Annotated in this window: 13 protein-coding genes and 1 pseudogene; 13 read left to right on the forward strand and 1 reads right to left on the reverse strand. The window is 44.3% G+C overall.

Annotated features, from left to right (window positions below):
• The 11 genes and pseudogenes from ACTRDR_RS13600 to ACTRDR_RS13650 all read left to right on the forward strand — a co-directional run.
• Positions 1–4,167, forward strand: a 4,167-nt coding sequence (locus ACTRDR_RS13600) for a DUF7601 domain-containing protein (RefSeq protein WP_440528110.1), incomplete at its 5' end; no start/stop codon positions are given.
• A 57-nt stretch (positions 4,168–4,224) separates the two neighbouring features.
• Positions 4,225–5,004 (forward strand): class B sortase, encoded by a 780-nt coding sequence (srtB, locus tag ACTRDR_RS13605; RefSeq protein ID WP_440528111.1) that lies wholly within the window; start codon positions 4,225–4,227, stop codon positions 5,002–5,004.
• 558 nt (positions 5,005–5,562) lie between these two features.
• Entirely contained in the window at positions 5,563–5,850 is a 288-nt protein-coding gene (locus tag ACTRDR_RS13610) for a sporulation initiation factor Spo0A C-terminal domain-containing protein (protein ID WP_440528112.1), read from the forward strand.
• A 197-nt stretch (positions 5,851–6,047) separates the two neighbouring features.
• Positions 6,048–6,587: pseudogene (locus ACTRDR_RS13615) on the forward strand (transposase); the annotation flags it as partial.
• An 89-nt stretch (positions 6,588–6,676) separates the two neighbouring features.
• Positions 6,677–8,290 (forward strand): sensor histidine kinase, encoded by a 1,614-nt coding sequence (locus ACTRDR_RS13620; protein ID WP_440528113.1) that lies wholly within the window; start codon positions 6,677–6,679, stop codon positions 8,288–8,290.
• Between the two features lie 100 nt (positions 8,291–8,390).
• A complete protein-coding gene (locus ACTRDR_RS13625) occupies positions 8,391–10,127 on the forward strand; it encodes an amylo-alpha-1,6-glucosidase (RefSeq protein WP_440528115.1) in 1,737 nt (578 codons plus the stop codon).
• A 2-nt stretch (positions 10,128–10,129) separates the two neighbouring features.
• The gene (locus tag ACTRDR_RS13630; RefSeq protein WP_178774115.1) at positions 10,130–11,668 is read left to right on the forward strand and encodes a response regulator; all 1,539 of its coding nucleotides are present in this window, start codon (positions 10,130–10,132) and stop codon (positions 11,666–11,668) included.
• A gap of 111 nt (positions 11,669–11,779) precedes the next feature.
• A complete protein-coding gene (locus tag ACTRDR_RS13635) occupies positions 11,780–13,303 on the forward strand; it encodes an ABC transporter substrate-binding protein (RefSeq protein ID WP_440528117.1) in 1,524 nt (507 codons plus the stop codon).
• 83 nt (positions 13,304–13,386) lie between these two features.
• A complete protein-coding gene (locus ACTRDR_RS13640; RefSeq protein WP_178774113.1) occupies positions 13,387–14,307 on the forward strand; it encodes an ABC transporter permease subunit in 921 nt (306 codons plus the stop codon).
• A gap of 11 nt (positions 14,308–14,318) precedes the next feature.
• Positions 14,319–15,212 carry an ABC transporter permease subunit gene (locus ACTRDR_RS13645; RefSeq protein WP_178774112.1) on the forward strand — a complete coding sequence of 298 codons (894 nt, stop codon included), beginning with the start codon at positions 14,319–14,321 and terminating at the stop codon, positions 15,210–15,212.
• A gap of 33 nt (positions 15,213–15,245) precedes the next feature.
• Complete coding sequence (locus ACTRDR_RS13650) at positions 15,246–17,798, forward strand: glycoside hydrolase family 3 N-terminal domain-containing protein (protein WP_440528120.1); 2,553 nt, start codon at positions 15,246–15,248, stop codon at positions 17,796–17,798.
• Between the two features lie 19 nt (positions 17,799–17,817).
• Here ACTRDR_RS13650 and ACTRDR_RS13655 read toward each other — a convergent pair whose 3' ends face one another.
• Positions 17,818–18,327, reverse strand: coding sequence for an acyl-CoA thioesterase (locus tag ACTRDR_RS13655; RefSeq protein WP_440528121.1), 510 nt, complete (start codon positions 18,325–18,327; stop codon positions 17,818–17,820).
• A gap of 339 nt (positions 18,328–18,666) precedes the next feature.
• Between ACTRDR_RS13655 and ACTRDR_RS13660 the strand changes: the two genes are divergently transcribed.
• Entirely contained in the window at positions 18,667–19,152 is a 486-nt protein-coding gene (locus tag ACTRDR_RS13660; RefSeq protein ID WP_440528123.1) for a stage V sporulation protein AB, read from the forward strand.
• Positions 19,153–19,251: 99 nt separating this feature from the next.
• Positions 19,252–19,405 (forward strand): stage V sporulation protein AA (locus ACTRDR_RS13665; protein WP_440528125.1); only part of this gene is annotated, 154 nt, incomplete at its 3' end.

Raw genomic sequence — 19,405 nt, forward strand, 5'->3', positions numbered from 1 at the left:
GCATCATTGCCAACAGCCGCATTTGCGGCGGATGATACGAATGCTGAAGCACCTGGCACCGGTGAAACCCAAACGATCCTACCTCAATCAGAGGAAGATGCGGAGCAGTCGACTGTCACCGCGCCAAGCTATGAAGTATCATTGCCAACAGCCGCATTTGCGGCGGATGATACGAATGCTGAAGCACCTGACACCGGTGAAACCCAAACGATCCTACCTAAATCAGAGGAGAATGCGGAGCAGTCGACTGTCACCGCGCCAAGCTATGAAGTATCTACTACAGATGAACTCAGCAACGCGCTGACGCAGATTGCGACAAGAGCCGAGAATGAAGCGACCATTGTGCTGAAGGCGGATGTAACGCTTCCCAACGACGCTACAAGCGGATATATTTCATTTGGTGCGAATGGCAAGCATATTACTGTGAAAAGCGATGAGGGAGAAATGAAGATGCTTTCCTTTCCTTCTTATGGTGTTCTGACCGGTGACTGCACCTTTGATAATGTCAATGTGACCGGCAGCAGACTGTTCTGCAACGGATACCGAACGATTTTTACTGAAAACGGTCAGATCAATTTGCGCGAAACGCTCTACGGCGGCGGTTACAAAACAACAGTAAACAGCACCTATGTGGTGATTGCGGCAAGCGGTTGTATCAACCCGTCCTCTTACAGCGGTCTGCACGATGTGATCGGCGGCTCCTATCAAGGCTCCGTTGAGGGAGATACCTATTTGGAAATCACGGGCGATATTCAAATGCAGGGCGGCAACCACCTGAACCCTGGCTGTATGAAGGGCGACGGCAGCAGCGGCGATGGCAGGAACGTGCCCGATGTCTATGTCGGCGGCAATGCTATGCTGATTTATGACAACAAAAGTAGTACCGCGTCTCCTGCAATTGAAGGCACATACGGCTGCGAAATGAAGGGGGATGTTACTCTGGATGTTCGTGCAGGCTGTGTAGCGGGCATTGTCGGTACGGAGGAGCCGGTCGATAAATCCATCATTCGCGGTAATTTGCATATCATTGCAGGCAATCCTGCTTATGAGAATACTGATCGGGTTCTGCGGTTAGGTGGCAACTGGTCGATTATTGGCGCAGGTCATCTTTTTGCAGCCATGCCCGGTGCTGTGGGCAATTATGCCATCAATGGCAATATTGTAATCGACACCTATGAAAATGTATGGGCATGGGACAAAGGAACTGAGCCCGACTCGTATGATCTGCCAAATATTTACGGAGCCCTGCGCGGTGATGTAGGCGGCAGCATTACGATCAACGTGCACGGCTCCCATGTGGAAGATATAACCGGGGCGGATTGCTCTAATGTTACTGGTAATGTAACGATCAATGCAGTGGATGCGGAGCTGAAAAATTCGTACTATGAAGATGAAAAGAACGATGAAGGCGATATTTTAGCAAATGATGAAAGTACAGTAACCGGTAAATGCTCCATCAATGTGGATGGCGGCGATGTAAATATCATCCGACTGACAAACTTTGAGCAAATCAATGAAGGCTCTCAGATTACAATTACAGGCAGTCCGAAAATCCGCACTGGTGTGCTTTCTACTACTAATTATGACACAACCCCGGAGAATGTAGCTGTTACGCTGACCGACTGTACTGCAACAATTCCGTTTATTCAATCATCCACGCATACCCGTGTGACCGACAATTCTGATGTGAAATTAAACGGCTTATGGCTCACAGGCAGTTTGACAGTTGACGAAGGCAGTATTCTCAAAACCGATGATTCAGAAGATATGGAACTGTCTGGCAATGTGGTCGTAAACGGTACATGGGAACAGCTTTTTATCAACAGCTCGAGAGCAGCGGCCTATGATGTCACGATTGCAGGGACGATGACAGTTGGGACAAGCGGTAAATATATTGGTCACGGTTCAACTCAGGTTGCTGGTTATGTGAGTTCCTGTGGCATGATGGCGTTGATGAAGCCGTCTGAGTTTGGCGGGAACTATGCAGGCACAAACGCAGAGCTGCGCTTACCGGCAGTCGTGACGAATTACACAGCTGCTGATATCCCGTTGAAAATCGGCGGCCTTTCCACCGGCACCACCACGGTCAACACGGTGGACCCCACTGATTGGCAGACTTTGAAAAAACCTGCACTGGGTGACAACTACATTCTTTCCAAGAAAAACACCGATTCCCCCTCGCAGGATGTGTTTGTACTGGGCAATACCGATGCCGTGGGAGACGGCTGGTTCCTCAAACGCATGGCCGATGCCAATGGCTCGGACGATTACTATATGTGGCAGGTGGCTAACGGTATCCGTGTCATCTTCGACAAGAACGGCGGCGATACCGAGGCCGACCCTCGTATCATGGTGCAGGACAAGGTTGTCGGTGCTGTAAATCACTTTGATCTGCCGACGACTGAACCGACCCGCAGCGGCTACCTGTTCAATGGCTGGAATACCAAGGCTGATGGTGCAGGTGCGGTATTTACCGCTGAAACCGACGTAACCGACAACATGACGGTTTACGCGCAGTGGAAGCCGGATGAAGCGGATGCCGTTAAAATCGCACCGATGAACCTGACGGTTTATGTCGGCGGTGACGGCTATCACGGCGTGGTCGGTGAAGATGGCAAGTTTGCTGCGAATGATCTGCCGGAGATCGGTTTCTATCTCACTCTGCCGGACGATATTAACGCAATGCTCGGCGGTACAGATGAAAACCCGGTTAATATGAGCGGCAAACTACGACTGACCTCTGACGACGACAACGGTACAATGCGCAGTTGGAGTCTGGAGCTGTACAGCGATGAAAGCAAGAGCCATGTTATGGAGAACGGACGTCGGGTCTATATCTACAAGCTCCGCCAGATCGACGACGGCGAGGAGACCGTCCCCCGCGTACAGTTCACCCGTGCGGACGGCTCGGTCATGGTTGAATCGAAGTTTCAGGCGCTGCTCACCGACCAGTTCCGCAACTACAAGATCAGCGTGTATCAGGGTCTGCTGGATGAACAGATATACAAGGCGACTTTAACCGCGGGTGGCAAGACCTTCACTCTTCCAATCAAGCTGGGCACTGGCACGCTGAAGGTTCGCGGCAACAATGATACGACTTATCGTGCTATCGAGAACAACACGATTCCGAGCGTTAATCCGCAGGAAAAGGATATCATGCTTGTCAGCACTGCACAGACAGACACGCAGTATTATATCAATAACAGCGGTATCAGCGTACCCTCCTCTGGCGGTGTAAAACTGATGGTCGATCACAGTCTGGATGATGCACTTTTAAGTGCGTACATCAATCGAACCTCCAACACCGAAGGCAAGTATTCATATCAGTTCCACTATCTCGATCTGGTTGATACCATAAACGGCAATACCTACGTTACCATGGGTGCTGGTCAGAAAATGAACCTGTACTGGCCGGTCCCCAGCGATGCAAAGTCAAACTCTGAGTTCCATATCATCCACTTTAAGGGCATCGACCGCGACAGTGACGCTGATGTGAATGAACTTTTGACCACTCGTATTCCGGAGGAACTGACATGTGAAACGGTTACAATCGGCGGACAGAAATTCGTTAAGTTCGCAGTTGACTCCTTCTCTCCGTTCGCACTGCTATATGAAAAGGATACGTCTACGCCAACTCAACCGTCCGGCGGCGGAGGTTCATCCAGCGGCAGCGGTGGAGGAGGCGGCGGTACTTCCGAGAAAGATCAGCGTGGCAACCTGACCGTTTCCAAGACTGTTGCCGGAAATGCCGGTGATACCGAACAGAAATTCACCTTTACTGTAACGCTGAATCGTTCGATCAGCGGAACCTACGGTGATATGACGTTTAATAAGGGCACCGCTGTGATCACCCTCAAGCACGGCGAAAGCAGCACGGCCACCAAGCTGCCTGCGGATATCCGCTATACGGTGACCGAAAGCGATAATGAAGGCTATACGGTAACGGCAAATGGCGATACGGGAGTAATTCGTGACGGTAAAACCGCTGTGGCGGCCTTTACCAACACCAAGGACAGCGAAGCTCCGAACCAGCCGGGAACCCCCAAGACAGGTGATACGATGAATCTGGCGCTGTGGCTTGCCCTGATGGGACTGTCTTTGGCTGGATTGTTTGGTTCACTGATCGTTGTGAAAAAGAACAGCTATTGTGGCAAACGGATGAAATAAGCCATCAGGAGGCTGGGAGATTCCCAGCCTCCTTGTCTAAGTTAGAGGACTACGAACATGAGAAGAAAACAACAGATTGCAGCAGGGATGGCAATCGTGTTCCTGGTCATATTTCTGATTTCGGCTGTCGTAGTGACAAACTACTTTCTGGAAAGCAAAAAACAGGAAGCCGCCTTTCAAGCGCTCGAACACATCGCAGAACAAGAGACTGGCAGCACATCCGATAAAGTGGATTCTTCCGAAGAAGTGCGCGGCCCAGAGAATTCAGAGTATGACACCCTATCTGAAAGAAACCCTGATTTCTGGGGCTGGATCAAAATTGACGGTACACAGCTGAGTTATCCGGTCATGTATACACCGGATGATCCTGAGCACTATCTGCGGCGTGATTTTGATGGTAACGATTCGATATGCGGTGTGCCTTTTTTAGATGGTGCATGTTCAGTTGATTGCGGAAACTATATCATCTACGGGCATCATATGAAGGATGGAACCATGTTTGGCTCACTTCTTTCTTATGCAAAAAAGGACTATTGGGAATCTCATCCCACAATTCAACTGAGTACAAGCCAAGGGCAGAGCACTTATACAATTTTGGCTGCATTCTACGCAAAGGTCTATAATCAGGAAGATTCCGATGTGTTTCGATACTATCAATATACCGATCTGACCGACCAGAACCGTTTCAATGAGTATGTGGAGCAGGTAAAGGCGGCGGCACTATATGATACGGACATTGAAATTCAGCCAGGGGATCAACTGCTGACTCTTTCCACTTGCAGCTATCATGCGAAGAATGGAAGGTTTGTTGTGGTTGCACAGAAGGACCAAAGGTAACCGTCAAAGCGAATGGCGTGTAGTCGCCTATGGGGAAATCGTGGTGGAATGTTTTGTGACGTTTCACCACGATTTTACATTAAGGGGAATGTGTCGTGATACCCACAGAGTGAGAGCATCAGGCATGGCTGTTGCTTGTCGTGCTTCGTCAAATTTCACTGTGTGTGGGTCCAGCACCCAACCATTTGAATATCCCCAGACATCGTGTATTCCATTTGTTTTAACAGTTACGATATTCGACTGAAATCGAAGAAAAATAGACGATTAACGACGGGCATTGTAGAACGATTGTATGACACAAAACGCCATTTATCGTGTATGATTGAGATACGGAGAGTAGGAATGTTTAGACAGAATTTTTTATCCAAGCGCGATTCACACAGTATTTCCCCACCTCACCATTTTTACAGCGAAAACAGGAAATTGGGGCATTTCTAACAGCTGCAATTAGCTTTAGCATAGCGGAGGCTTTACACCAAGATTTACCATTGGGCAAGAGGCCAGCCCCTGCTACCCTTTCACTGTTCTTAGTTTTATATCTTACAGGAGGGGTATCAAGTGCCTTTGGTTTATTATATTCCTGAGTACGAGAAAGATGTTTCGCAGATGTCGCTGACCGCAGAACGGCTACTGCGTCTCCTTGGTTTGAGCGGTAAGTTGACGGGGTTTCGCTATACGGTCTATATGGTGGAGCAGGTTCGGGATCAGCCGGAAAATATGCTGCTCATTACCAAACGCCTCTATGCGCAAACGGCAGCACATTTTAATACCACGCCCAGTTGTGTCGAACGCAACCTCCGCACGCTCATTCAGCGCTGTTGGAATTATCCAGACCACAGTTTTTGAATCTGATTGCCGCGGCGGAGTTGCAGCAGCCGCCTACCAACTCCCAGTTCATTGACATCCTGGCCGCTTACCTGAGAAACTGACCGACAGGGAGAAAGGCGGCGCACTGCCGCCTCAGACTGTAGACAAAGCTCCTTCCTGTGAGGGAGCTTTTCTTGTGTCATGACTGCAAAAATTATGTACTTACAAGCATATATCTACCGTATAAACGCCCCATGACCAAAGATGGTTTTTTCAAAAAAGCCGAGTATGTGTATGATGAATATTTTGACTGCTATGTATGCCCGAATGATCAGGTGCTGGCTTATCATACGACGAACCGTTCCGGATACCGGGAATACAAGAGCTGCGGAATCGTCTGTGAAGGATGTCCATATCTGAAGCAGTGCACAGAAAGCAGGGATCATGTGAAGGTAGTGACCCGGCATATCTGGGAGCCGTACATGGAAAAGTGTGAGGATATCCGGCATACGATTGGGATGAAGGAAATGTATGCGCAACGGAAAGAGACCGTAGAGCGCCTCTTCGGAACAGCAAAAGAAAACCACGGATTCCGCTATACACAGATGATAGGAAAAGCCCGGATGGAAATGAAAGTCGGGCTTACGTTTGCCTGCATGAATCTGAAAAAACTGGCAAAGATGATAGCCAGGAAGGGAAAAAGGGGAGCCCAAAAGCGTTTTGTCTACAGTCTGGGACTTCATTCAGCAGTGAATGGAGTCTTTTTGCATAGGTAAACTATTGCGGACCACGGATAAACTATTTATAATTGTGGAAGGACAATATGATCAGAGCCGGTAAGTCGTGACTGGCGGGGAAATGGTTTATGAACAAGAAAAAATTAAAGGACAACATCAAGAGAATATATAATGTTATTTTGTTACTGGCAAGTGTTGGTATTCTGGGTGCGGCAGTGATGATCATTCATGAAAATGAGGAAAAATCCATTGCTGAGCAGAAACAGTATGAGACGATCAGTGTCCAGATGATAGAGAAACAGTTAAATATTTCCGAAGACTTTATTTATAATCTGGTGGCAAATAATACAGATTATCCTGTCATTACTTCTGAAAATGATAATCAGCGTACGCTTGCGTTAGTTAAGATCAATGAATATATGACAAGAGAAACGGTGCTTAATAATAGTGTCTATTATTTTTTCCTATATGATACACAGAGAAATTCCTGGGTGAGCAGAGTGGGAGTTAATGGGAACAATAATGAGATTGTTTATCTGAAGGATTATATAAAGACAACGATCAACGGAGAAAAAGCTGCGGGCTATAACTGGAAACTGTGCAATATTCATGGAAATGACTACCTGATATATATTTACAGAGATGGGGATGTTTATGTCGGAGCAGTGGCAGATGTCAATTATTTATTGAATGATATTGAAAGCATTACGGATAACAGTATTTTCTTATATGATGCCGGGGACAGCAGTGCAGAACCTGAGTCCGTAGTGGAGGAAGGCTGGCATCTGTTTCAGGGAAAGCTCTATTATGTGTTTTGCGACAAACTGGAAAGAACTTCTGTTTATATGGTTACATATTGTGATGCAAAAAATATCATGACAGGCTTCGGATGGATATTATTTATAATCACTGCGGTGTGTATCGCAGCACTGATTCCGGGGATGTGGTTCAAGTATCATATTTATCATACGGTGACGGTTCCTATTGACCGGATTGCGGAAAATATGGATAAAATCAAGAATGGCGCCGATGTGTCTGAACTTGAGGATGTCACATCTGAGTATACGGAAATCAGTGAATTGAATCAGACCTTGAAGAATATGGTAGACCAGATCTACGGACTGGAGCAGGTAAAGCTGGATTATCTTCATTTACAGGCGAATCCGCACTTTATTTTAAATGGACTGAATATGCTGTATACCATCCTGGAGCAGAAAAAAGAGACCGAGCTGACCGGCTATGTGTTGATGCTTGTAAAGCATATGCGTTTTATGATTCATTTGAAAGAAAAGACCATTCCTTTAAAAGGTGAAATGGAGTTTACGAGAAACTATATTGGACTGTATCAAAAAAGGGTTCCTTTTCAAATTATTTTACAAGAAGAGGGCACCGGTCAGTATCCGGATATGCAGGTGCTTCCCTATTCTATTCAGACAATTGTGGAAAATTGTGTAAAATACGGAATGTCAAAGGATGGTAATATTTATATCTTCATATCGGTGGAACAGGCAGAAGGCAGAAATATTATCAAGATCAGTGACCGGGGAAAAGGCATCAATAAAGATATCGGTGCTATGATTGCGGAGAATCAGAGAGTAATTGATGAATATGGAAAAGAACATATTGGTATGTATAACGTGAAATCAAGAATGCAGATGATATTTGGAGATAGTGCATTATTTGAAGTGTTGGAGAATCCGGAGGGCGGAAGCCTGATCTGTATGTCCTGGAAGATGGAATAAGTCGATTTTTGAAAGGTAGAAAGTCTTTTTTTTATATGATCAGCCAAAGTAAAGTGTTTTATAATCAGAATTACAAAAAAAACGGCTGGAGGAGAAGAAAATGATACTTGATCTGACAAATGTTCCTTTTACAAGACGAAATTCCTATATGGTGATTTCTTACATCACAGACCAATTCAGACTTTTTGGAAGAAAGATCGCAGAGGATGAAGGTCTCTATCTGAGGAGTGTCAGGGGAGACTGCCGCATGAATCCTCTGATCGCACATCTGGTTCCTACTTATCAGGGAAAGGCTGCTGATTACACTTATTACTCAGATGGAACAGAAATTGTCGTGGAATTTAAGGCGGCAGATGCCAAAATAGAGATTATTTTTGCCGAAGAAAATACATTACTGATTCGCGGACAGGGGGAAGGGATCGGTCTGGAATTCGATCGCCTGGCAGGCGCGGAAAGCTTATATGATTATGTTATCACTATTCCTTACAAGGAAAGGGAATTCTATGAGGCAAATCTGTTTCGGAATGCCAGCAAATACATTTTTGGCAGCAGGAAAGGCAAAAAGAGTTTTGCACAGGACTGGCAGGAACAGACGGCAAAGGCATGCAAGATTGTTTATGAAGCCGTAGACGGTGAATTTGAAGCAACAGTAGAAGAAGCGCAGGTGGAATGGAAATTCCGGGAATATACTTTTTCATTTGACGAAAAACTGGCTGAGGTAAAAAAAGAATTCGCAGAATTCTGCAATACAATGCCGGAAGTACCGGACGAATATGAAGAAGAAAAAAAACTGGCTTCCTATATAGATTGGTGCAGTCAGGTGAAACGTGGTGGGAGACTCACAAGAGATGCACTTTATCCTTCTAAGAACTGGATGATCGGTGCATTTAGCTGGGATCACTGCTTTATTGCACAGGCCCTTTCATATCATCGACCCAAGGAAGCCTGGGATCAGTTTATGATTATGTTTGATTATCAGGATGAGACAGGACGTTTACCGGATGCTGTGACAGATGCTTATATTACCTGGAATTTCTGCAAGCCGCCAGTGCATGGCTGGACACTGATGAAAATGATGGAGCATATGGAGCTGTCAAAAGAACAACTGCAGGAAGCATATGAGAGACTGGCTAAGTGGACTCACTGGTGGTACGATTATCGGGATTCGAATCATAACGGGTTATGTGAATATTATCATGGAAATGACTGTGGATGGGATAATTCTACTGTGTTTAACCATTCCATTACTGTGGAATCTCCGGACCTGTCCGCTGAATTGATCCTTCAATGTGAAGCATTGGGCAGAATTGCCGGAATGCTTGGAATGGAGGAGGCAGACGATTGGAATGCCATGGCTCATGCCCAGATGGAAAAACTGTTGAAATATCAATTTGAAGGAAACAAACCGGTAGCCAGAGACCGCAATACCGGGGAAATCATTACCTGTAACAGTCTTCTTCCCTATACCTGTATTATTTTAGGAAAACGGTTGCCTGAAGAAAAAGCCGCATATATTGTAAATGCCCTGAAAAATGAATTCCTGGCGCCGGGAGGAATAGCCACAGAGAAGGTTGACAGTGAATTATATCAGTCCGACGGTTACTGGAGAGGTCCGATCTGGGCACCAACTACAATGATGGTGCTGGATGGCCTGTGGCAGTTAGGGGAGCATGAATTTGTAAGGGAAGTTGCGAAGCGTTTCGCCGGTATGGTGCAAAAAAGCGGATTCCCTGAAAATTTTGATTCGGTTACGGGTGCCGGTAACAGAGACCGGGCATTTTCCTGGACTGCTTCTACTTTTATGGTGATAATGAACCGCTACTTTATGGAGAATTGAAAATGAACATTTTAATTGTAGATGATGAGATACTTGCAATTGAAAATGTTGAGAATGCATTAAAAAACATTTCTGTTCCGGATACCCGGGGCAGAAATGTTTTTCGTGCATTTAACATTAACGATGCTAAAAGCATTATTGCTACGGAAAATATTGATATCTTACTTTGCGATATTGAGATGCCGAACGGGAATGGAATTGACCTGGTGCGCTGGCTCTATGAAAGCGGATATCATATGGAATGTATTATGATCACCTGCTATGCAGACTTCAATTATATTAAAAATGCCATGAAATATGGTGTGACAGGGTACATTTTAAAGCCTGTGGATATTCAGGAATTTGAAAGTGTTATCTGTCAGGCATATAAAAACCTTGCCATCCGGAATAGTGAGATCAGACGAAAAATGGAGCATTATGTCTCTGCTCTTTTGATGGGAACAGCTGTAGAATATACAGAAGCTGATAAGGAGCTTCAGAAGACAGGACGTCAGAAGGAAGATTATTGGGGGATTTTCCTATCGGTAAAATACAGACCACTTGAATTTTGCGACTGGGATAAAAAAAGCACCTGCTTTGTACTCTCCAATATAGCAAATGAAATATTCGAAATTAAAGAAGACGATTGCCCGATCATCCTCAATGAATTTCAACAGGTTTTTTTCGTTAACCGGAATAATAAAAACGATAAAAAGGCTCTGGAGGAAAAGTGTAATCAACTGATTCAGTGGTTCTTCCGGGAAGAAGGCTGGAGACTGAATCTATATCTGACGGATTGTAAAAGACTGGAAGCTGCGATCAAAGATATTAATGATGTAATGGAAAAAGATAAGGATTATGAGAGCTTTGGTACCTGCAAATGCTATCCTTTTCATAGTCATTACGAAAAAAGTGAATTTTCCGAAACCAGGCAGATGTTTATGCTTTTGCTGGAGGAGGACAAGTATGGGGAAACGCGGAAGCTATTGGAGAAAATCCGTGATAACTATGAGAAGACAAGACAGGGAATCACCAGATTCTCCAAAAATGAGATGCTGGATCTGCTTCAGGTCTTTTATGGCAAGCTTGGGAGAAAACACCTTCTGATCTCTGAACTTGTAGATGAAAAAGGTAAAAAATTATATCGTAATTTTACGCATACGAATTCCATGGAAGCTTTTTTTGAGTATATAGATTATCTGTTGTGCCTTTTGGAAAAAAACAGTGAATGTGTTATAGACACCGGTGAAGTCTGCAAGCAGCTGAAGGATTATATTCAAAAAAATGTCGACCATGTGCTGACCAGAGAAGAATTAAGTAACTATGCTCATTTAAATGCCGATTATCTGAACCGGATCTTTAAAAAGCAGAATGGGGAATCTCTGATGTCCTATGTGGTCGGAACTAAAATGGAAAAAGCCAAACAACTGATGAAAGAAACACAGTTGAATATTACCCAGATCAGTGAAATGGTCGGCTATGACAATTACTCTTATTTTGCTACCTGCTTTAAGAAATATGAAGGAATTTCGGCAAAACAATATCGGGAAAACCAGAAATGAGAAGCCATAATCGAAAAGTCGGAAATTCTAATATGGATGGTCTGAAAGTAAAAATCCTTTTTGAATTGAATTTGATATGGTAGTTATATCAAATAAAGGAGGAAGCATTTTATGAGAAAGAAAATTATTTCAATGCTTTTAGCTTCAACGATGATTCTGAGTATGGCACTGACGGGATGCGGCAGCAGTGAGTCAGGAACCGCAGACACAGTAGATGGTACACAGACTACGGGTGACGCGGCAGAGGGCGATCTGACGGATATTAAAATGGCATACATGATCTTTAATACTGCTGCGCCGGACATGGGACTTGTACAGGATGAGATCAATAAAATCTCTGAAAAAGAAATAGGAGTACATGTAACCATTGAACCTATCGCAGTAGGTGATTATGCGACACAGGTGAACCTGATGTTTGCATCCGGAGAAGAACTGGATATTGTACAGGCACTGACTACTAATTTTACCGCATGGTATGCGAACGGCAGTCTGACACCCATTGATTCCGAGCTGGAGACCTATGGACAGGGTATTATTGATGCAGTGGGTCAAAATATGCTGGAGGCCGGTAAGATTGATGGTAAGCAGTATGGTATCACAACGAACCGTGATCTGGCAAAAGGCTATGGCTTTGCATTCCGCACAGACCTGTTAGATAAGTACGGCATTGATGCTTCTTCCATGAAGACGCTGGATGATGTAGAAGCTGCACTGGCAATTATCAAAGAAAAAGAACCCGATATCATACCTTTGACCTTCAGTACGGAAAAGACGATGCTGTTTGGCTCAGTGCAGTATGGCGTGGATCCTTTAGGAGATTATCTGGGTGTTCTGATGGATATGACGGATGATAATTTCAAGGTGGAAAATTTATTCGAATCGGACCGTTATAAGGAATTTGTGACCACCATGCACGACTGGTATGAAAAAGGATATATTCAGAGTGATGCACCTACTTCTTCGGAAATTGGAGCTACCCTGATGAGAAGCGGCGGAGCTTTTGGCGAAAACGTAAACTATAAGGCAGGTCTGGAAACACAGCTTAAGACAGAGACAGGATATGATATGACTGTTGTTAATTTATATCCTGCTGATACCAGTACTTCTACCGTTCAGACATTGCAGTATTGTATTGCCCAGAACTCAGAGCATCCGGATAAAGCGATTCAGTTTTTGAATCTTCTTTACACCAATGCAGATGTTGCGAACCTTTTGGCATGGGGTATTGAAGGTAAGCATTATGTGAAAACAGAAGACGGTCATATTACGTTCCCTGAAGGTGTAGATGCTACAAATTCCGGTTATAACCTGGTACAGGGATGGCTGGTGGGCAATCAGTTCATTACCGACGTGTGGGAAGGGGATGATCTGAATGTCTGGGAGAAGATGGACGAATTCAATAAATCCGCAACAGTGTCCAAGGCTATGGGATTTACCTTCGACAATGCACCTGTTAAGACGGAATATGCAGCCTGCTCCGCAGTGCTGACCCAGTATAGGGTTGCATTGGAGTGTGGTGCAATGGATCCGGATCAGACTTTGAAGGAATTTAATGATGCATTATATGCTGCAGGTCTGCAGAAGATCATGGACGAAAAACAGAAACAGCTTGATGAGTGGGCAGCAGGTAAATAGGTAAACAGAGAGTGTTGCCGCCGGAAAGGCAGCAACACTCTTTTTCCTTTAAGAATTGCTGGTAATGGAAAGGAAGCACTTGTATGAAAAAGAAAAAATGGGTTGCAGCAAAGAGATATCTGCCTTTATATTTTCTCGCATTGCCGTCTTTATTATATTTACTGATCAATAATTATATCCCGATGGCCGGTGTCATCATCGCTTTTAAAAATATTAATTTGAAAGAGGGAATATTAAATAGTCCATGGTGTGGCTTTGATAATTTCAAATATCTGTTTGCTACAAAGGATGCATTCGTTATTACGAGAAACACGATTTTATACAATCTGGCATTTATTGTTTTCGGAACAATTTTTTCCATTACGCTTGCGTTATTGTTATCAGAATTAAAAAGCAAGAAAATGTCAAAGTTCTATCAGACGGTTGTATTATTTCCCTATCTGGTTTCCATGATCATTGTAAGCTATCTGGTGTATGCTTTCCTTAGTGAAAACACTGGTTTTTTGAATAATACGATCCTGCCGGCACTGGGACTGGAAAAGTATGCATGGTATTCAAAGACAAAATACTGGCCGTTTATTCTGGTATTCGTCAGCATCTGGAAAAGCAGTGGCTATAATTGCATTATTTATTTATCTGCGATTTTGGGAATTGATACCAGCTATAATGAAGCTGCCATGCTGGATGGAGCGTCAATCTGGCAACGTATCCGTCTGATCACACTGCCAATGATCAAACCTACGATTTTGATGTTACTGATTTTGTCTGTGGGAAGAATGTTCTATTCTGATTTCGGTCTGTTCTATCAGGTGCCGCAGAATTCCGGAGCACTTTATCCGGTAACTAATGTTATCGATACTTATGTATATCGTGCACTACTGCAGCTGGGTGATATTGGAATGTCTTCCGCAGCCGGGATTTATCAGTCAATAGTCGGATGTATTCTTGTGATCATAGCCAATGTGGTCGTCCGGAAATACAGTGAAGAGAGCGCGTTATTTTAGGAGGAAAGGCAATGAATGTTACATATAAAAGTGATCGGATTTTTCAGACGATTTCCAATATTGTATTAGTGATTTTCAGCTTCGTATGTTTATTCCCGTTTGTCCTTATGTTGATCTCTTCTTTCACTTCAGAGGCAAGCATAACAAAATACGGATATTCCATTTTCCCAAGAGAGTGGAGCTTGGAGGCTTATGCCTATATAGCCAGAGAATGGAGACAGATCGGACAGGCATATACCACAACCATAGGTGTAACTCTGATAGGTACACTGTTTGGGGTATTTATGACAATGACATTGGCATACCTGCTCTCAAGGCGAGATCTGCCGGGTCGGAAATTCCTTAATATTTTCGTGATAGTTACCATGCTGTATAATGGAGGACTGGTACCTACTTACATCATGTATACAAATTATTTCCATATCAAAAATACCTATATGGCATTACTGATACCAAGTCTGATGCTGAATGCTTTTTACATTATGATCACCAGGAGCTATATACAGTCCAATATACCGGAAGAGCTTGTCGAGGCATGCCGGATAGATGGTGCATCGGAAACAAAGATATTCTGGAAAATGGTATTGCCGTTATCGAAACCTATTTTTGTAACACTGGTTCTGTTTATCGGTATCGGATATTGGAATGACTGGCTGAACGGTATGTATTATCTGACGGAGCCAAAGTATTTTTCTATTCAGAATTTATTGAATAAGATGTTGAATAACGTAAATTTCCTGGCAACGAATTCAACTGTGGCATCTCAGGCAGGAAATGTGAGTATTCCTTCTATAACGATCCGAATGGCAATTGCTATGGTGGGAATTCTGCCTATTATTATCATCTATCCATTTTTACAAAAGTATTTCGTGAAGGGTATTACTCTGGGAGCTGTAAAAGGTTAATATATTTCGTGGATAATCGGAAAGGAAGACAAGATGAGAGATACTATATTTTATGCATCCAAGGATGAAAAGATCACACCGCAGGAAATTGCACATGCAGATCTGGCCAGAAAGCTGGCAGGAGAATGCATGGTCTTATTAGAGAATGATGGTGTGCTCCCTCTGAAGAGCAGGGGGGAGATCGCATTATACGGAAACGGTGTCAGAAAAACCATTCAGGGGGGAACCGGATCCGGAAGCGTGAATACCAGAAGTATTACAAATATAGAGAAGGGTTTTGAAGAGGCTGGTTTCACGGTCACTAACAAGGCGTGGCTGGATGCAAATGATGAGCATTATAAAAAGATGCAGGAGGCGTATCAGGAGTGGCTTGAAGAAGAGGGGAAACGCAGAAATGTACCTCCTTTTCTGGTGAGCTTCGACCATCCTTTTTCGGAACCTGCACCTTATACAATATCGAAAGAAGAGGTTGCCGGATGTAAAGCAAAAATAGCGGTATATGTGATCTCACGTAATTCCGGTGAAGGAAAAGACCGTGAAGATCGGGAGGGTGATTATCTGTTCTATCCGGAAGAGCTTGATGGAATCAGAAACCTGATCGCCGGAGGGAAAAAACTGATAGTGGTCTTGAATATCGGCGGTGTAATGCAGCTTACTGAACTGAAAAAAATAATAGGAATCAATGCAATTGTCCTGATGAACCAGCTTGGTAATCTGGGTGGGAATGCGTTGGTCGATCTGATATCGGGCGCGGTGACACCCTCAGGAAAATTAGCTGATACGTGGGCGGTGGAATATAAAGATTATCCGTCATCCGCTACCTTCAGCCATAATAATGGTAATGTGGATGAGGAATATTATCAGGAGGGAATATATGTAGGATATCGTTACTTTGACAGCTTTGGAGTAACACCTTTATATCCCTTCGGGTATGGATTATCGTATACTTCTTTTGATATCAAACCAATAAAGGTGGAACAGAAATCAGAGTTCATTGCAGTTTCTGTCAAAGTCAGAAATACAGGAGACTATTATACAGGGAAAGAAGTAGTACAGATTTATTTATCAAAGCCACAGGGGCAGATGGATATGCCGTATCAGGAGCTTGTTGCTTTTCAGAAGACAGGGGAATTAAGACCGGGTGAGGAGGAAAGTATTGATCTTGAGTTCCCGTTGGAATTGTTGGCCGGTTATGATACAGACAGTGCAGCATATTTGGTGGAAGCAGGGGATTATATCGTACGTGTAGGGGCAGATTCAGCATCTACGCAGGCGGCTGCCGTACTGACTGTAAAAAGCAGGACAATGCTGAAACAATGTGAAAATATGGCTTTCGCAGATGAAAAACAGGAAGAGATCAAATCTGTCAGAAAAGCAGTTAAGGAAGAAGCTTTATGGAAGATACAGCTGGATCTGAGCAAAATCACACCAATAACCGTATCTTATACGCGGGAGCATGCGCAGCTGGTAAATACGGTGAAAGATCAAATTACTATGCGGGACGTGCTGGATGGTAAATATACCATAAAGGAAATGGTAGCACAATTGTCGATCCGGGAGATGGCAGAGCTATGTGTAGGAACAGAACGCAGGGAAGAAGGATCCATAGTGGGATCAGCATCATATTGCGTTCCCGGAGCAGCAGGTGACACATCCTCTGTGTTAAAAGAAACCAGAGGAGTCAAAAATATGATCCTGGCAGATGGACCTGCAGGTCTGCGTCTCCAGAGGCATTTCAAAACAGATAAGGATGGTAATATTTTACCGGGAGGCGAAGGCTTTGATGGCACTTATATGCCATTTAAAGATGTGCCAGAAGGAGCTGTCGATTATTACCAATATTGCACGGCGATACCTATCGGCTGGGCATTGGCACAATCCTGGAACACGCAATTAGTAGAGGAGATCGGCAATATGATCGGGCAGGAGATGGAACAGTTTCATGTGGATCTATGGCTGGCGCCTGCCATGAACATTCATCGGAATCCATTATGTGGAAGAAATTTCGAGTATTATTCCGAAGATCCTTTTTTGACAGGGAAAATGGCTGCGGCCATGACTCGTGGTGTACAGAAACATCCGGGAAAGGGAACCACGATCAAGCATTTTGCAGCAAATAACCAGGAAGATAACAGGTATGGTACAAATGCACATGTTGGTGAACGTGCACTGCGCGAGATTTATCTCAAGGGGTTTGAGATTGCAGTGAGGGAATCCAAGCCAATGTCAATCATGACATCCTACAATCTGTTAAACGCAACACATACTGCCAACAGTTATGATCTGATCCAGAAAATGGCAAGAGATGAGTGGGGCTTTAAAGGTGTAGTGATGACAGACTGGTATACCTCTGTGGATATGCCGATGCTTACCGGTAAATATGCGTCCAAGTATCCGATTTCATCATCTGCAGGCTGTATATATGCCGGAAATGATATACAGATGCCGGGATGCAAAAAAAACGTGGACGATATCATAGATGCCGTTGAAAAAGGTACAGAACAAGGCGGCTATACCATTACTCTGGCAGATTTACAGTTTTGCACTGAAAATATACTGCGCATTGTAGCTGAAACAATGAAATAATGGTGAAGCGGAATGATTTTTAGAAGCCCTCTTTCTTCCGAACCAGACGTAACTCTCTTCTCTTAATGGCATTATCCCACTCCATGCGTTCCCCCTCGTTCTCTAAGATGAGGCCGGGAACCGGGGTGGGTTTTCCATTGTCTCCCATAGCTACCATGACAAAATAAGCCCGGTTGATGGGGTGTCTGGTGCCGTCCTGCTCTTCGCGGTAGGTATCCACGCGTACTTCCATAGAGGTATGTCCCACATGGGTGACTTTACCGATCAGTACGATAATATCATTCAAATAAGCACCGGATTTAAAATACAGGTTGTCGATGGCTACGGTGGTGGCATCCCTGCCGCAGTGACGTCTGGCGGTGGCGCCGGCTACTTCGTCGATCCATTCCAAAAGCCTTCCGCCGAACAGTCTGCCGAAGCCGTTGATATCCGGATGAATGACTACATGTAATTGATGAGTCTCGGAATCGGAGACTTTTTTGGCAGGGAGAACCGTATCTTTTGTTTCTGTAGTATCTGTTGTATTCATTATTCTTAAACCTCACATTATTTTGAATTTTCGTAACGATACAGGTCAATGAAATTTGTATAAATTGCAAATCACGCTTGCATGAATGAGCATGATTTAAAAATCTATGTATCTTTATTTCCTTTGGAAAAATGTAAATGTAAAAGTTCCATTGGGTTTACACATACACGGAAAAAATACAAATAAAAATATATTAAAATATAGTATAGCACACTCCTGAAGAAAATGCCATCCGCATAGGATTTTTGCTTTTGGGATATTCTATTGTGTGCAGAAGGAGATTCTTTGAAGAAACGTCGATAACTGCCGGAAGCGAAACTTTACGAAAGGGGAACGGGAATGCTGATCAGACAATTATTGCTTATAGCAGCAGGAGCCAGCTACGGTCTGTTGTCGGCGGCGGGAGTGTTTACGGTGCTGGTGGCGGTGGGACTGATCCCCAGATTTGCAGGGAAAACACACACGGCCCGTTATGTATTGTTGTATGAAGAAATGGTGATCTTCGGGACGCTGGCAGGGTGTTTCGTTACTGTTTTTCCGGAGTACAGTCAGTGGGGAAGCTTTTTGCGGGAGCAGTTTCCGGAGAAAATGAGGCTGTGGATGGCAACGGGAGTAGCGGCACAGGCGGTATTCGGATTGTTTTCCGGGATGTTTATCGGATGCCTGGCGCTGGCTATCGCGGAGATGCTGGACAGTATTCCCATTTTTGCCAGAAGGATTTCGTTCCGACATGGTCTTGGATGGGCAGTCCTGGGGATGGCTGCGGGGAAAATCTGTGGGTCTCTGTTCTATTTTGCCACAGAGCTGCACCGGACCGTACGATAAGCCGAGGCATTCCGTCAGTGGAAACGGTTCGTCATATTACAGGAAAATGTGTACATGCAGAGCGGAAAATGAGAGATGGATGAAAAAGGGAGGCAGGGTATGAAACAGCAGGTGGTTTATCTGAAATGTGACAGAAATGCGGAGGTGCAGGCCCAGGATGTATTTCTGAAGGATGTGGCGGAGGTCCGCTGCCGGGATAAAGTACTGTCGGCAAAATTAAATGCCATCAAGGTCTGCCATTTTCCGAAAGAAG

This window comes from Simiaoa sp. (genome assembly GCF_051972595.1).
GTDB lineage: Bacteria > Bacillota > Clostridia > Lachnospirales > Lachnospiraceae > Acetatifactor > Acetatifactor hominis.

Excerpts from the sequence above, each read along its gene's own strand:
- srtB (WP_440528111.1), top strand. The coding sequence starts at position 4,225 with ATGAGAAGAAAACAACAGATTGCAGCAGGGATGGCAATCGTGTTCCTG.
- ACTRDR_RS13620 (WP_440528113.1), top strand. The coding sequence starts at position 6,677 with ATGAACAAGAAAAAATTAAAGGACAACATCAAGAGAATATATAATGTT.
- ACTRDR_RS13625 (WP_440528115.1), top strand. The coding sequence starts at position 8,391 with ATGATACTTGATCTGACAAATGTTCCTTTTACAAGACGAAATTCCTAT.
- ACTRDR_RS13630 (WP_178774115.1), top strand. The coding sequence starts at position 10,130 with ATGAACATTTTAATTGTAGATGATGAGATACTTGCAATTGAAAATGTT.
- ACTRDR_RS13635 (WP_440528117.1), top strand. The coding sequence starts at position 11,780 with ATGAGAAAGAAAATTATTTCAATGCTTTTAGCTTCAACGATGATTCTG.
- ACTRDR_RS13640 (WP_178774113.1), top strand. The coding sequence starts at position 13,387 with ATGAAAAAGAAAAAATGGGTTGCAGCAAAGAGATATCTGCCTTTATAT.
- ACTRDR_RS13645 (WP_178774112.1), top strand. The coding sequence starts at position 14,319 with ATGAATGTTACATATAAAAGTGATCGGATTTTTCAGACGATTTCCAAT.
- ACTRDR_RS13650 (WP_440528120.1), top strand. The coding sequence starts at position 15,246 with ATGAGAGATACTATATTTTATGCATCCAAGGATGAAAAGATCACACCG.
- ACTRDR_RS13655 (WP_440528121.1), bottom strand. The coding sequence starts at position 18,327 with ATGAATACAACAGATACTACAGAAACAAAAGATACGGTTCTCCCTGCC.
- ACTRDR_RS13660 (WP_440528123.1), top strand. The coding sequence starts at position 18,667 with ATGCTGATCAGACAATTATTGCTTATAGCAGCAGGAGCCAGCTACGGT.